This window comes from Gemmata algarum, from assembly GCF_034097035.1.
Classification (GTDB): Bacteria; Planctomycetota; Planctomycetia; order Gemmatales; family Gemmataceae; genus Gemmata; species Gemmata algarum.
Genome location: NZ_JAXBLV010000019.1, coordinates 1 through 13525, shown reverse-complemented (window position 1 = coordinate 13525; position 13525 = coordinate 1). Strand labels below are relative to the sequence as shown.

Genomic DNA, 13525 nt, shown 5'->3' with positions numbered 1-13525 from the left:
GCCGACAACGGCAGTCGGCTCGACCGGCCCCGTCCTGATGCCGCAGCACCCAGTCCGGGCGCCCTGCGGCCAACCGGATCAACGGATTCCGTTTTTTCCCGCACGCACAGGGGCGGAGTTGATGGTCCACTACTTCTCAGGCCGCAAGTGTAGCAGCTACGCGCCACTGCCGAACGGCGGCTTTCGTACCGCGGATGACACGCTCAGTGCGGGGGTCGGCAGTCTGCGCGCCCCGGAACCGGCGCTGATCGCCGCCTCGCGCGTCACCTTCATCCGGCCGCCCTCGCCGTCGGGCAGTTCCACCCGCAGTTTGAGCGCCCTGAGCAGCGCCGCCATGAACTCCAGACAGCTCGGGAACCGCTCCTGGGGCACCGGGGCCAGCGCACGCCGCAGGGCCGGCTGTTCGGCATCGGTCACGCCGCCCAGGTTGGCGAGCGGGCGCAGCGACGACCGGGACGCGGCCTTCACCGGCGGCGCGAACGGAAACGTCCCCGTGCGGAGCGCGTAATACGTGACCGCCAGACTGAACTGATCCGACCAGTCGGTAACGGCCCCGAGGAACACTTCCGGGGCCGCGTACTCGCGCGTCCCCTGGCGCGCGCACGGCGTGCTCGCGGCGTGCGTCGGGGTCGCTAGGCCGTGGTCGGTGAGCTTCGCCACATCACCGAACAGCAGTATGTTGTTCGGCTTCACGTCGCCGTGCTGGAACCCGACCCGCCGGCCGTCGCGGACGTGCTGCCGGGCGTTCAGGAAGTCCAGCGCGTCGGCCACCTGCCAGAGGTACAGGCAAAGGGTCGCCGGTTCGACATCCTGCCCCAACTCGTCGCGGTACACCTGCATCAGGTCGAGGAGGGTCGCCTCGGCCAGTTCCATGTTGATAACGAGGTAGCCCGGGATGGACCACACGTCGTACGTCTTAACGATGTACGGGTGCTCCATTCCCTGGAAGGACTTCACCGAGCGCAACTCGCGGGCCGTGGTGGCGGTGTTCGAGGTGGGCATGAACTTGAGCGCCACCGGCGGCCCAATCGGCGATTCCGCCTCCCACACCTCGGCGAACCCGCCGCGACCACGGACGCACCGGAGCCGGTACCCCGGCGACGGCTCCGCGCCGACGGCGGGTACGAACGCGCCGGGTGTGGTCGAACGGATGTTGTTGGGAAGGGCAGACAACACCACATCCCCTGTGAATCGTTCCGCTGCCGGTGTCGCGCGGCGGAGGGAGGGACTGAATTCCTGCCGAACTGTAGCACACCCCGGTAGGCATGAAGACGCGCGAAGCCGGTTTCTCCCCGATCCGACGAAATCACCCCGACCTGCACAATCAAACGTTGGCGGCAACGGTGCTACAGTTCCAAGACATCGGGCAGCCGTCTCGGTACGGCATGACGCCGTGGAACTGCGGGCTCGCGCGGTCAAAAACGAGCGGGAGAAAGAACTTGTCACCCGGCCAAAGCGGAAGTGTCGGCACCCGCTCGATGTCCACCCACTCCAACGTCCCTTCGGCGTTGGCGGTGTGCGGGACGCCGGTGAACCGATTCACGCGAAAGATGAATCCGAACCAGTCCTCGCCACCCTTTCCGAACCCGGGCCACGAAATCGTTCCCGCCAGTTGGATCGCGTCACACTCGATACCGGCTTCCTCGCGGATCTCGCGTCGCATCCCGGCGACCACGTCCTCGCCCGGTTCGAGCTTCCCGCCCAGCCCGTTGTACTTGCCGAGGTGCATGTCCCCCGGGCGGGCATTCCGGTGGACCATCAGCACGCGGGTCCCGTCCGGTGAAAACACGTAGCCGAGGGTAGCAAGGACCGGCGTGTAAGGCATGTGTGCGTCCTGCGAACAAAAGGCGTCACTCGCCGGGCGAACCGGCCTCCTCTGCCGGCAGGGCCGCGACGATGGCGCGAACCTGCTTCAGGTCTTCGTCCGTCACTCCTTCGCGGCGGGGGTAGCGGCGCTCGAGCGCGTCGAGCAGCGTCTCCCACATGTCCCGCGAGGGCTGGGACACGGTCACCCACGGCTCGTACCGGCGGGCCTGCACTTTGAAACCCCATTTGCGGGCGAACCGCTCGGCCCGCACGGTGCGCTTGTCCCTGGTGCCAGGGTCGCGCTCGGTCCACTCGATTTCCATGTTGTCGCACGCGCCGAGTTTGGGTGTACAATTCCCAGAATACCGGATCGGAGCCGGTCGTGGGGAGCCCGATTCGGGTCGGCTGTCGCGGAGTTGATCGGACGATGCTCCTTTTCGAAGACCACAGGGACGAGACGGCCACCGTTGTTCACAAAGCGGTTGTGTACGCCGTCGCCTTCTCCCCCGACGGCTCGGCGCTCGCCACAGGCGCCCGCGACGGGTCCGCCTTCGTGCGCAACGCCGGCGGACACGTGGTGCCGCTTCAGGAACGCACCCCCAAGGCGTTGCCCGTCCATGCCGTGAGTTTTTCGCCCAGCGGCAACCTGTTGTTCGTGGGCGGCGCATCCGGCTGGCACAGCTACCAACAGGTCGAAGACGGGTGGAAAGCCGTCGGGTCCCACGCATCCAGGCCGGTCACGTCGCTCGCGGTCATTAACGAGCAAACCATCGCGATCGGCGCGGCAGGCAAGAACGGCGCCACGTTAGAGATATGGGACGTGTCGAGCGACCGAAAGCTGAGCCCCCACTTCTTCGAACCCAACGGCGTCAGAACGATCACCGCGAGTCGGTCGAAGAAAATGGTCGCCTGGACAACGGGCCACCGTAAGGTCCAGGTGTGGGACATCACCACACCAAAGCCCATCGAGTTCCCCCAGCCGAGCAATTGCCCGTCCCTGGCGCTCAGCTCGGACGGTTCGGCGCTCGCGGTCGCGTGCGACTGGAACGCCAAGCTCTACGACCTCCGGACCAAGCGCGAACGGGCCGTTCTAAAAGGGCACAAAGGACAGGTGCTGTCTGTCGCGTTTTCGCCGGACGGGAGAACCGTCGCCACGGGCAGCTTTGACTTCACGGTGCGGCTGTGGGACGTTGCCACTGGGAAGGAGCGCACCAACTTCAAATGGGATATCGGCCGTGTGTACTGCGTGAGCTACGCCCCGGACGGGTTGCGGCTCGCAGCGGGTGGCGACCTGGGGCGCGTCGTCGTGTGGGACGCGGATTGAGTAGGTGCGTTCGGCGGTCGATGGTCAGCCGCGCCGGCTCGCGCCGGCGCCAGGCGAGTGCCGACTAACCACGGATACGGAAGGTGATCCGCCCCTTCGTCAGGTCGTACGGCGAGATCTCCACCTTCACCCGGTCGCCCGGGATGATGCGGATGTAGTGCTTCCGCATCTTACCACCGATGTGCGCGATCACCTCCCCGCCGATGTCCAGTTGGACGCGGAAGGTGGTGTTCGCGAGGGCCTGCGTCACGCGGCCCTCTACTTCAATCGCCTCTTCTTTTGTTTTTTGCATATTACCGGTATCGAACCTCTTCGAGGAATGGGCGAAGTCGGGAGCGAGAAACGAGCACAATCGCGCTCGGGATGCGCCCGGGTGTAGGCACACTAGTTATATTGTATCGCGCGACTGCCTGGGTTACGAGACTGGTTACAGATTCGCGGCGCGCCCGCCAGTCGAATAGCAGCCCCCACGTCGTAAATGGCACGACGGCCCGCTACAATCACCCTCACCACACCCCAAGGCTGTCCCCTCATGCTCACGCTCGGCAAGTTCTCGATCGGGGTCGGCGACCGGTTCGCACACCAGGCCAGAGCGCAGCTCCGCGCGTGCCAGCTCGCCGCCGCCGCCGGGGCCGACGTGGTCCCCGTGTGGAACAAGTCCAACCGCGAGCACACCATTATCGGCTCGGACCCGGCCGGCGTCCGCGCCAGCGCGGACGCCGCGGTGAAAGAGCTCAAGTGGGCCGGGCCGTACCACGTTGACGCCGACCACATTCGGATCGACACCGTGGAGCGCTTCCTGCCGGCGTGCGACTTCTACACGATCGACGTGGCCGACTCCATCGGGCTGCCGGCCACTGCTGACGCGGTCAAGATCTTCACCACGCGACACCCGGAGCTGCTCGGCACCATCGCCATCCCCGGGGTGTCCGAGCCGTTCACCCTCGCGCCCGCGGACATCGCCCGGATCATCGGCAAATACCTCAAGGCCGTCAAGGACGCGGGCGCGATCTACAACAAGATTTCGTGGTCGAAGGGGTCGGACAACTTCATCACCGAAGTGTCGATGGACGAGACCGACGCCCCCCAAACGCCGCAAGAGCTGCTCCTGATCCTGGCAGCGCTGGCGGACGAGCGGGTGCCGCTCCAGACCATCGCCCCGAAGTTCACCGGCCGGTTCAACAAGGGCGTCGATTACGTCGGCGACGTGGCGCAGTTCGAGCGCGAGTTCCGCGACGACCTAGCCGTCATCGCCTACGCAGTGCAAAAATATCGGCTCCCGACGAACCTGAAGCTGAGCGTCCACTCCGGAAGCGACAAGTTCTCGCTGTACGGCCCGATCCGCCGTGCCCTACGGGACACGGGCGCCGGGGTTCACCTCAAGACCGCCGGCACCACATGGCTCGAAGAGGTGATCGGGCTGGCCGAGAGCGGCGGCGCGGGGCTGGCCCTGGCGAAAACCATCTACAGCAAGGCGCTCGCCAAGAAGGACGAGCTGTGCGCCCCCTACGCGACCGTCATCGACATCGACGCCGCGCAACTGCCGGGCGCCGACGAGGTGAGCGGCTGGACCTCGGAGCAGTTCGTCGGCGCGCTGCGCCACGACCAGTCGAACCCGCTGTTCAACCCGTCGCTGCGGCAGTTGATCCACGTCGGGTTCAAGGTGGCGGCACAAATGGGCACACAGTACCTCGACGCGCTGAAGGCGTGCGAGGCTGCGGTGTCGCGCAACGTGACCACGAACCTGTTCGACCGACACCTGAAGCCGCTGTTCCTTGGGTGAGACTAACCTTGCCGCGCCAGCCCCAGTTCCCGACACGGTTGCGTGTCATGGCGGAGTATGGAAGCTCCGGAATTTGGGTCGATGATGCTGTTGGACCATTCCGACACGGCATGGTACGAGCCAAAGCGCTCGGACTGCCAGAAAACCTAATACTGCGATTCGCAACTTGGATCGAACGATTCTGGGACCGTCTCAAGGACGATTTTGATCTCGCCTCGTTCAACGCAGCAGGGCGAGCGCTGGCAGTGGCATTGAAAGCCGTTGTCGGAACTGGAACGGAAGTAGTTTTCGAAGCCGAGGCGGAAAACGGCCTTGCACCTCCAGAGATCATTCACGCGGCATGATGGCACACGACTGAACATCACTTTCACGGGAAATGCGATGACGAATCTGTTCGACCTCACGGGCGAGGTGGCCGCGGTGCTCGGTGGGACCGGGGTGCTCGGCGGTGCGATGGCCGACGCGCTCGCGGCCGCCGGCGCGACCGTCGCGGTGGTCGGCCGCAGCGAGGAGCGCGGCCTGGAGCGCGTTCGCGCCATCGAGCAGGCCGGCGGGAAAGCGATCTTCGTGTCCGCGGACGCCATGAGCCGCGAGTCGCTCACCGCCGCCCGCGACGCGATCATTTCCAAGCTCGGCAACGTCACGGTTCTGATTAACGGGGCCGGGGGGAACAAACCCGAAGGGACCATCGCGCCCGGCGGCGACTTCTGCAAGATGGGCGCCGAGGGGTGGAACGCGGTGTTCGACCTGAACCTCGTCGGGGGGACCCTTTACCCGTGCCAGATCTTCGGCGAGAAGATGGTGGCGGCGGGCAAAGGCAGCATCATCAACATCGCGTCGATGGCTAGCATCACCCCGCTGTCGCGGGTGGTGGCGTACTCGGCCTCGAAGGCCGCGGTGCTGAACCTGACTCTGTGGCTGGCGCGCGAGTGGGCCACGAAGGGCGTGCGGGTGAACGCGATCAGCCCGGGATTCTTCCCGGCAGAACAGAACCGCCGGATGCTCCTGAAGGACGACGGCACCTACACCGAGCGCGGCCAAGCGATCATCGGGCACACCCCGATGAGCCGGTTCGGGACCGCCGAAGAGCTCGCGGGCGCGACGGTGTGGTTGGCCTCGCACCGGGCGTCCGGGTTCGTAACCGGGCAGAACATCGTCGTGGACGGCGGCTTCTCGTCCGTCACGATCTAGCTTCGGCCAACGCGACCGATCACTTCGCCTCGTGTCTGTCCGGGTTGTTGTCTTTGTGGCACAGACATTCCCGTCGGTGGGACGAATCAATGACGCACCGACAGAAATGTCTGTGCCACAAAGACAACAACCATCAGCCGTCACCCGAGGCCGTTCATGATCTTTTGGGTGGCTTCGATCTCGTTCGTCAGGCCCGTCACCAGATCGGACGCCCCCTGCCCTGGCATCACCGACCAGGTGTACGTTTCCACCTCGATGTGCGGGGCATAGCTCAGCGCCGCGACGGCGGCGAGGGCCGGAACGAGTGCGGACCGCGTCGTTCCGAGCGGCCCGAGCCGTTCTGCGTCCACCGGAACGTGGAAGTGGACGCGCCACACCTCGGCCGATTTGAACTCCGGTCCGGGATCGTTCAGGAACTCCGGGGTCAGGTCCACCGCGCCAACCGTCCGGCCGTCGCGCAACCGCGCGAACACTTGGTGCAAGTACCGCGGTTCGACGAACTGGCGCAAAGCATCACGCCCCGCACGGTTATCGGACGGGTGCGTCAACTCGACGGCGCAACTCACCTGGACCTTGTTCACCCGCACCCCTGCCCGATCGAGAGCAACGACGCAGGCTGCGGGGTCCTCGAATTCTACCGCCTGATGGCAGACATCGTAGCACACCCCGATGTGCTCCCGCACGGCCTCTTCCGCCCCGCGCGCGGCGGCCACTCCCCAAAGAACGTGGAAGAACTCGATCGTCTCTTCCGTCGTTTCGAGCAGGCAGAACGGCTCGGGCTCGATCGCCACCCGGATCACGCGGCCGTTCTCGGCCGCAAGGCGGGCCAGCGTGAGTGCGCAGTCAGTGAGTCGCTCGGCAGCCTGAAGGAACCCGGGCTGGTTGTCGAACCCCTTGAAACCGATCGGCAGAGTCGAGATGGACCCTTCCCCGCCTTCGGGCAGCAATCCGGAGAGCACGGTCGCACAGCGCTCCGTGTAAGCCAGCCGCTCCGCCGTGGTCCAGTCCGGCAGGTACACGTTCTCTTTCACCCGTGCGGCGTGGAAATCGCCGTAAGGAAACGCGTTAAAGGTGTACGCCGTGAGCCCGCGGCGCGTCATTTCGTCGGCGAGTCGGGCGGGACCGTGCGGCGTGGCCAGAACTTCATCGACGACCGGCTGAGCGAGCCAGAGCCCGGCTCCCAGCGGGCGCCCGACCCGTCGCATCACGGGCACGGTGAAGCGGTCGAGGCCGCTGAGGAGGTCGGCGAAGGTTTGGGCCGGGTGGACGTTGGCGCAGTATCCAAGCGGCAAACGGCTGAGCGCCATCACGGGTTCCTCGTCGGACAGGCGCGGCGGAGGGCAACTCGAGATACCGCCGGAGCCCACGTTCCTTGCAACGGTGGGGATCGCTCCGAGGATATGAGGATATCACGTAATGCGTGCCCCGGCACGGGGGTATCCTTTCCTCTCGACACGGCGAACTTCGGCGGCGCGAGCGGTGTCGGTGGGGAGACGGATTAACACGAGGGTATGTGGTGGTCGGAACGGAAGAAAAACAAACGGCCCCGGCGGCGGCAACGACGGCACTCACGGTTATCGCGGCGCTCAGCGTGTCGCACCTGCTAAACGACACCATCCAGTCGCTGATTTCGGCCGTGTACCCGGTGCTCAAAGAGTCCTACGCCCTCACGTACACGCAGATCGGGCTCATCACCCTGGCTTTCCAGCTTACCGCGTCGCTCCTTCAACCGCTCGTCGGCCTGTACACCGACCGCTGCCCCCTCCCGTTCTCCCTGACGCTGGGGATGAGCGTCACGCTCGGCGGTTTGCTCCTGCTGTCGGTGGCGAACACCTTTCCCCTCATCCTGCTCGCGGCGGCCCTCGTCGGCGTCGGATCGGCGGTCTTCCACCCGGAGGCGTCGCGGGTCGCGCGGCTGGCCTCCGGCGGGCGGCACGGGTTCGCGCAGTCCCTGTTCCAGGTGGGCGGGAACGCCGGGTCGGCCGCGGGGCCGCTGCTCGCCGCGTTCGTCGTGGTGCCGTGGGGCCAGGGGAGCATCGCCTGGTTCTCGGTCGCGGCGGTGGCCGCGATGGTGATCCTATTCCGCGTCGGGCGGTGGTACCGCGCACATTTGGCGGCGCGCGTAACGAAGAAGTCGCGCCCGACACAACCGCCCGTGTCGGCGGGCAAAGCGGCGTTCGCCATCGGGGTGCTGCTGTGCCTGATCTTCTCCAAGTATTTCTACCTGGCGAGCCTGAGCAGCTACTACACGCTGTACCTGATCGAGACGTTCGACGTGTCGGTCCAAGGCGCGCAGGTCCGACTGTTCGTGTTCCTCGGGGCGGTGGCCGCGGGGACGTTCCTCGGCGGCCCGGTTGGGGACCGGATCGGGTTCAAAGCGGTGATCTGGGGCTCGATCCTCGGCGTGCTGCCGTTCACTTTGATCCTGCCCTATTCGAACCTGTTTTGGACGACGGTGCTGACCGTGCCGATCGGACTGATCCTGGCGTCGGCGTTCTCGGCCATTATGGTCTACGCGCAGGAACTACTGCCAAGCCGGGTGGGAATGGTGGCCGGGTTGTTCTTCGGGTTCGCGTTCGGAATGGGCGGCCTCGGTGCGGCGGTGCTGGGCTGGCTCGCGGACCAGACGAGCATCGGGTACGTGTACAAGGTGTGCTCGTTCCTGCCGCTCATCGGCCTGCTGACGGCCCTGCTGCCGAACCTTCGCAGCCCGAAGTGATGGGCTGTTTGGGTTGCATGACCGGTTGGTTGTGTTTGTTTCTTGTGGCACAGGCAGGAATGCCTGTGCCACAAATCCAACAGACAAAGCAAACATCGATAACTGCGGCCCGTCGGTCGCTACTTTCCCTTCGAGGTGTACGGCGCCGCGTTCCGGGCCTTGATGAGTTCGGTCGCTCCGGCCACGGCCTGCTTCACCCCCGCGACCGTTTCGTCGTAGTAGGCCGGGCCGGCCTCGACCCACCACTCCTCGATTGTGGCCCCCTTGCCCAGCCCTTCCTTTTGGAGCCGGCGCTCGGTGTCGTAGGCGGTCAGCGCCCCTCGGACGACCGCGGCCTCGACATCACCGGTCTTGAACTTGTCGTTCCCCTGGTCCCGAAGAAGCGGGGCGAACGCGACCTTCTTCGCGCCGAGCCGGACCGCTTCCCGAGCTGCAACGCGCCCCACCCGCTCCATGAGTTGCAGCGACAGTTTCCCTTCTTCCCCGAGCCCGACGAGCAGAAGCGCTTTCGCTTTGATGTCCCCTTCCGGCGGAGTAATGAGCACCGTTTCGAGTTCGTCGCCCGCAAACTCGCCGCGTTCGCGAAGTGCCGCAATGACGCCGCCCAGGTGTTTGTCCAGTTCGACCGGAGCGCCGGTCATCTTTTTCGCCCCGGCCTCGGTGTACTTGAAGTAGCAGACCACCTGGAGCGGCACGTCCGCCGTGTACGGTCCCTCCATGCGCACTTTGAGGGCCACCGGCCCCGGGCCGGCGACGACGGTCTCCTTGACCGCGTTCGCATCGTCCCCGCGCGCGGGGACGGCGGACGGGGCGAAGAGTGTGGCGAACGCGACGAGTGCGGCTCGAAACATATCGGCTCCTTCTGTCGGATGGTTAGTACGTGTCGGTCAGCCAAGTGGCGAAGGAATTCGCCGGGGTCCTGTGCTGGAAGGCGGTGCCAACGTGCCGCCCTAGAATAGCTAAGCGTGGGTGGGCACCACCGCGAACTTGACCCGCCCGTACCCGAACCGCTCGGTAGGGCGCGAACTCATGGCCGCAGGTGAGACCACCGCACTGGTTCAGCAGTTCCTTGACGACATCGCAGGCGATTCCCCCGCCGAGCCGATCGTCCGCTCGCTGCTCGGGCGGTCGGCCCACCGCCTCGGTTACCTGTGCGCAACGCTCCTCCACCGCGGGTACCCGCGGTTGACCCGGCCCCCGCTGAACCTGCACGCGGACGAGGTGATCGGGGCCGTCGTCGAGCGGCTGCTGAAGGCGCTCCGGGAGGCCCGCCCGGCCAACGTGCGGCAGTTCTTCGCGCTCGCGAGCCAGCACATCCGGTGGGAGCTGAACGACCTGGCACGCCGGCTGGACGAGCAGCCGCGGGCCGAAGAGGTCGGGGACGAGGTGCCCGCGCCGGGGGGCGACTCCAGCCTCTCGCCGACCGGCCGTCGTATCCTGCGGACGATCGACGAGCTGCCGCCCGACGAGCGGGACGCGTTCGACCTGGTCCGGGTTCAGGGGCTACCGATGACGGAGGCGGCGGCCGTGCTCGGCGTGTCCGCGACAACGATCAAGCGTCGGGTCGATCGCGCCCTGCGGTTGCTCGCCGACCTGCTCGCGGACCTGCAACCGATCGAAGGGACGACCGGTTCCGCTCAGAGTAATAGCGGGTGAACCGATTTGACACGTAAGAAGGCCGAGCATGTCCGACCCGTCTACCATCGACGAACTGCTTGACGAACTGCTCGACTCCGGCCGCACCCCCGAAGAGGTCTGCGCGGAGGTGCCCGAACTGCTGCCAGAGGTCCGCCGGCGGTGGCAGCGCATCTGCGATTTGCGGGGCGAACTCGACGCCTGGCTCCCCCCGTCGAACGACGGCGCGCCGGCCCCGCCCGGCCGCACCGACCGGCTCCCGTGCGTGCCCGGCTACGCGGTGGAGGCGGTCGTGGGCCGCGGCGGGATGGGGATCGTCTTCCGGGCGCGGCACCTCCGGCTCAACCGCCCGGTCGCGTTGAAGATGGCCCTCGCCGGGGCGTACGCGGGGCCGCGCGAGCGGGAGCGGTTCGTGCGCGAGGCCGCGGCGGCGGCCAAGTTGCGGCACCCCAACATCGTGGCCGTGTACGATGTCGGCGAGGCCGAGGGGCAGACGTACTACACGATGGAGTACGTCGAGGGGGGCACGCTCGCCGAGTCACTCGGTGGCGCCCCTCAACCGGCGCGCCAAGCGTGCGCCCTGGTCGCGGCGCTCGCCCGGGCCGTCGCCGAGGCGCACCGGGTCGGAGTGGTTCACCGCGACCTCAAGCCGGCCAACGTCCTCATTACCCCGGACGGCACACCGAAGATCAGCGACTTCGGGCTCGCCCGACTGCTCGACGACGCGGCCGGGCTGACGCAGAGCGGCGCCGCGCTCGGAACGCCGAACTATATGGCCCCAGAGCAGACCCGGGCCGCCGCCGCACCTGCCGGTCCGGCCGCCGATGTGTACGCGCTGGGGGCGATCCTGTACGAGTTGCTCACCGGTCGACCGCCGTTCCGGGGGCGGACCGCGGGAGAGACGGTTCACCTGGTGGTCAACGCCGAGCCGACTCCGCCGGCGCGGGTGATCGTCACCGTTCCCCGCGACGTTGAAACCATCTGCCTGGTTTGCCTTCAGAAAGAGCCACACCGCCGGTACGGCGGCGCGGCGCTGCTCGCCGACGATCTCGAGCGCTTCCTCCGCGGCGAAGCCATCGCGGCCCGGCCGGACGGGCGACTGGAGCGGCTCGCGCGCCGGGTGCGGCGTCGGCCGGCGTTCTCAGCCACGGTCGGGGTTGTCGTGCTACTCGCCGTCGTCGGTTTAAGTGGGGCGTGGTGGCTGGTCGCGGATCGGGCCGCGGCCGAACGCGGGCGGGTGGCGGAGCGAGCGGCGGCCGAGCGGGCGGCCGCGGACGATCTGGCGGAAATGCGTACCCTCTTGCAGAAATCACGCTGGGGGGAAGCCCGCGCGGTACTGGACCGGGTGCAGGTTCGGCTCGCAAACGGCGGACTAACCGAGCACCAGGGCCTCGCGGCCCAGGGCGCTGGCGACCTCGACCTCGTGGCGCGGCTGGACGCGATTCGCCTGAACCGCTCGGAGTCGCAGGGCGGTGTGATGGCCTACGAGCGGGCCGCCGCCGCTTACGAGGCCGCGTTCCGCGGCGCCGGGCTCGGCGGCCCGGGCGAGCCCGCGGAAGCGGTGGCGGACCGAGTCCGGGAGTCGTTCGTCCGAACCGCACTGGTGGCGGCGCTCGACGACTGGGCCATTCTTCCCGCTCCTGTCGAGCGCCGGAACTGGCTCCTCGACGTGGCCGGGCGGGCGGAACCCGACCCGACCGCTTGGCAATCGGCGGCTCGTGACCCCACCACCCGTGAAGACCGGAAGGCGCTTGCGGAGTTGCTGGAAGCGGCCCGCGTCGATCAGGAGTCCGTGCCGCTGATGTTGGCGCTGGCCGAGGCGTTACACGCCCGCGGTGGAGACCCGGTGCCGTTCCTGACCCGGGTCCGGCACGCCCACCCGGGGGATTTTTGGGTGAACCACGGCCTCGGCCGGATGCTCGATCTGGCCGGGCGGTGCGAAGACGCCCTCCGCTACCTTCAGGTGGCCCAGGCCCTGCGGCCGGACGCGGCCGTCGTGTACCACAACCTGGGCATCGCGCTGTCCCGGTGCGCGCGTCCCGGTGAGGCCGTCGAGCAGTACCGCACCGCCATGCGGCTCGACCCGGCGTGTTTCCCGTCCTACTACAACGCGGCCATTGCACTGTCCGCGAAGGGGGACCACCACGAAGCGATCGCGATGGCCGAGATGGGGTTGAAGTTCGCCCCGGACACCGCCATCCTCCGGTCGGCATACGGCGACAGCCTGCAAGCAATCGGTCGGAAAACCGAAGCCCTGACCCAGTACCAGCGGGTGGTGGAACTCGATCCGCGGCTGTCTGGCACCCAGCGGAGTCTGCGAGCACTTTTGTTCGCCAGCGGCCGAACGACGGACGCCCGGGTCGCGTGGGCGAAGGCGATTGCGGCGGACCCACCGACGCACGACGAATGGGACGGCTACGCCGAACTGTGTCTGCTCCTTGGCGACGAGGACGAGTACCTTCGTGTCCGGAAAGTCTTGGTCGAACGGTTCGGAGCGACGACCGACCCGTGCGTGGCCGAGCGGGTCGGCCGAACGTACTTGCTGCGCCCGGTGCCGGACGCGGATCAGTTAAAACGCGCGGTCGCACTCATCGACCGCGCGCTCACGCAATCACAGCCCCCCGGGCCGGTCTGGGCGCGACCGTATTTCCTCTTCGCAAAGGGCCTCGGCGAGTACCGCGCGGGTCGTCTGGACGCCGCAACGGCCGCTCTGACCGGGGACGGCGGGAAGGTGCTGGGGCCGGCCCCCGGTTTCGTCCTGGCGATGGTCCAGCGCCGCCGCGGCAAGACCGAACTGGCCCAGAAGACGCTGGCTGCCGCCGTTCGGTCGTTCGACTGGGCGGCGGCGCCTGCGGACAATCGGGAGACCTGGATTTATCAGATCTTGCGGCGCGAGGCCGAGCAGCTCGTTTTGGGCCGGTAGTCGGCTGCGCAGTCGCGCGGGCTTTCGGCCTCCCGTCGTTCGGGTAATCTGCTGGCACAAACAAAGAGGCCGGGCTGCGAACCGGCGGGCCGGAGGCCCGCGCTCCAGCGCGCGAATTCGACTTTATTAGGAGTTACGCAGTTG

The 13525-nt window shown here is 67.2% G+C and carries 13 protein-coding genes; 7 read left to right on the top strand and 6 right to left on the bottom strand.

Annotation, left to right across the window (positions count from 1 at the left end):
• Positions 1-156: 156 nt before the first annotated feature.
• From R5W23_RS03740 to R5W23_RS03730, 3 genes are all read right to left on the bottom strand, one after another.
• A complete protein-coding gene (locus tag R5W23_RS03740; RefSeq protein WP_261186465.1) occupies positions 157-1173 on the bottom strand; it encodes a serine/threonine-protein kinase in 1017 nt (338 codons plus the stop codon).
• A 151-nt stretch (positions 1174-1324) separates the two neighbouring features.
• Positions 1325-1825 carry an NUDIX hydrolase gene (locus R5W23_RS03735; RefSeq protein ID WP_261186466.1) on the bottom strand — a complete coding sequence of 167 codons (501 nt, stop codon included), beginning with the start codon at positions 1823-1825 and terminating at the stop codon, positions 1325-1327.
• A 25-nt stretch (positions 1826-1850) separates the two neighbouring features.
• Positions 1851-2129, bottom strand: coding sequence for a hypothetical protein (locus R5W23_RS03730; protein WP_261186467.1), 279 nt, complete (start codon positions 2127-2129; stop codon positions 1851-1853).
• 104 nt (positions 2130-2233) lie between these two features.
• Between R5W23_RS03730 and R5W23_RS03725 the strand changes: the two genes are divergently transcribed.
• Positions 2234-3130: a WD40 repeat domain-containing protein gene (locus R5W23_RS03725; protein ID WP_261186468.1), complete on the top strand. Its 897-nt coding sequence runs from the start codon at positions 2234-2236 to the stop codon at positions 3128-3130.
• A gap of 64 nt (positions 3131-3194) precedes the next feature.
• On the opposite strand, the gene infA is transcribed toward R5W23_RS03725, so the two are convergent.
• Positions 3195-3422, bottom strand: a complete 228-nt coding sequence (gene infA, locus R5W23_RS03720; protein WP_261186469.1) for a translation initiation factor IF-1 — start codon at positions 3420-3422, stop codon at positions 3195-3197.
• A gap of 240 nt (positions 3423-3662) precedes the next feature.
• On the opposite strand from infA, the gene R5W23_RS03715 reads away from it, so the two are divergent.
• The 3 genes from R5W23_RS03715 to R5W23_RS03705 are packed head-to-tail and all read left to right on the top strand — an operon-like array spanning position 3663 to position 6104.
• Complete coding sequence (locus tag R5W23_RS03715) at positions 3663-4913, top strand: tagaturonate epimerase family protein (RefSeq protein WP_320685172.1); 1251 nt, start codon at positions 3663-3665, stop codon at positions 4911-4913.
• 47 nt (positions 4914-4960) lie between these two features.
• Positions 4961-5257 (top strand): hypothetical protein, encoded by a 297-nt coding sequence (locus tag R5W23_RS03710; protein WP_320685171.1) that lies wholly within the window; start codon positions 4961-4963, stop codon positions 5255-5257.
• Between the two features lie 37 nt (positions 5258-5294).
• Positions 5295-6104 carry an SDR family oxidoreductase gene (locus R5W23_RS03705; protein WP_320685170.1) on the top strand — a complete coding sequence of 270 codons (810 nt, stop codon included), beginning with the start codon at positions 5295-5297 and terminating at the stop codon, positions 6102-6104.
• A gap of 140 nt (positions 6105-6244) precedes the next feature.
• Here the strand turns inward: R5W23_RS03705 and eboE are convergent, their stop codons facing one another.
• Positions 6245-7411 carry a metabolite traffic protein EboE gene (eboE, locus tag R5W23_RS03700; protein ID WP_320685169.1) on the bottom strand — a complete coding sequence of 389 codons (1167 nt, stop codon included), beginning with the start codon at positions 7409-7411 and terminating at the stop codon, positions 6245-6247.
• 206 nt (positions 7412-7617) lie between these two features.
• Between eboE and R5W23_RS03695 the strand changes: the two genes are divergently transcribed.
• Positions 7618-8823: an MFS transporter gene (locus tag R5W23_RS03695; protein WP_407936103.1), complete on the top strand. Its 1206-nt coding sequence runs from the start codon at positions 7618-7620 to the stop codon at positions 8821-8823.
• A gap of 119 nt (positions 8824-8942) precedes the next feature.
• Here R5W23_RS03695 and R5W23_RS03690 read toward each other — a convergent pair whose 3' ends face one another.
• Entirely contained in the window at positions 8943-9674 is a 732-nt protein-coding gene (locus R5W23_RS03690; protein WP_320685167.1) for a M17 family peptidase N-terminal domain-containing protein, read from the bottom strand.
• Positions 9675-9852: 178 nt separating this feature from the next.
• Between R5W23_RS03690 and R5W23_RS03685 the strand changes: the two genes are divergently transcribed.
• A complete protein-coding gene (locus R5W23_RS03685; protein ID WP_320685166.1) occupies positions 9853-10479 on the top strand; it encodes a sigma-70 family RNA polymerase sigma factor in 627 nt (208 codons plus the stop codon).
• 28 nt (positions 10480-10507) lie between these two features.
• Positions 10508-13381, top strand: coding sequence for a serine/threonine-protein kinase (locus tag R5W23_RS03680; protein WP_320685165.1), 2874 nt, complete (start codon positions 10508-10510; stop codon positions 13379-13381).
• The last annotated feature ends 144 nt before the right edge of the window (positions 13382-13525 follow it).

What these genes read in the sequence shown, in the direction of transcription:
- R5W23_RS03705 (WP_320685170.1), top strand. Translation starts at nt 5,295, where the DNA reads ATGACGAATCTGTTCGACCTCACGGGCGAGGTGGCCGCGGTGCTCGGT.
- R5W23_RS03680 (WP_320685165.1), top strand. Translation starts at nt 10,508, where the DNA reads ATGTCCGACCCGTCTACCATCGACGAACTGCTTGACGAACTGCTCGAC.
- infA (WP_261186469.1), bottom strand. Translation starts at nt 3,422, where the DNA reads ATGCAAAAAACAAAAGAAGAGGCGATTGAAGTAGAGGGCCGCGTGACG.
- R5W23_RS03735 (WP_261186466.1), bottom strand. Translation starts at nt 1,825, where the DNA reads ATGCCTTACACGCCGGTCCTTGCTACCCTCGGCTACGTGTTTTCACCG.
- R5W23_RS03685 (WP_320685166.1), top strand. Translation starts at nt 9,853, where the DNA reads ATGGCCGCAGGTGAGACCACCGCACTGGTTCAGCAGTTCCTTGACGAC.
- R5W23_RS03725 (WP_261186468.1), top strand. Translation starts at nt 2,234, where the DNA reads ATGCTCCTTTTCGAAGACCACAGGGACGAGACGGCCACCGTTGTTCAC.
- eboE (WP_320685169.1), bottom strand. Translation starts at nt 7,411, where the DNA reads ATGGCGCTCAGCCGTTTGCCGCTTGGATACTGCGCCAACGTCCACCCG.
- R5W23_RS03730 (WP_261186467.1), bottom strand. Translation starts at nt 2,129, where the DNA reads ATGGAAATCGAGTGGACCGAGCGCGACCCTGGCACCAGGGACAAGCGC.
- R5W23_RS03690 (WP_320685167.1), bottom strand. Translation starts at nt 9,674, where the DNA reads ATGTTTCGAGCCGCACTCGTCGCGTTCGCCACACTCTTCGCCCCGTCC.
- R5W23_RS03715 (WP_320685172.1), top strand. Translation starts at nt 3,663, where the DNA reads ATGCTCACGCTCGGCAAGTTCTCGATCGGGGTCGGCGACCGGTTCGCA.
- R5W23_RS03710 (WP_320685171.1), top strand. Translation starts at nt 4,961, where the DNA reads ATGGCGGAGTATGGAAGCTCCGGAATTTGGGTCGATGATGCTGTTGGA.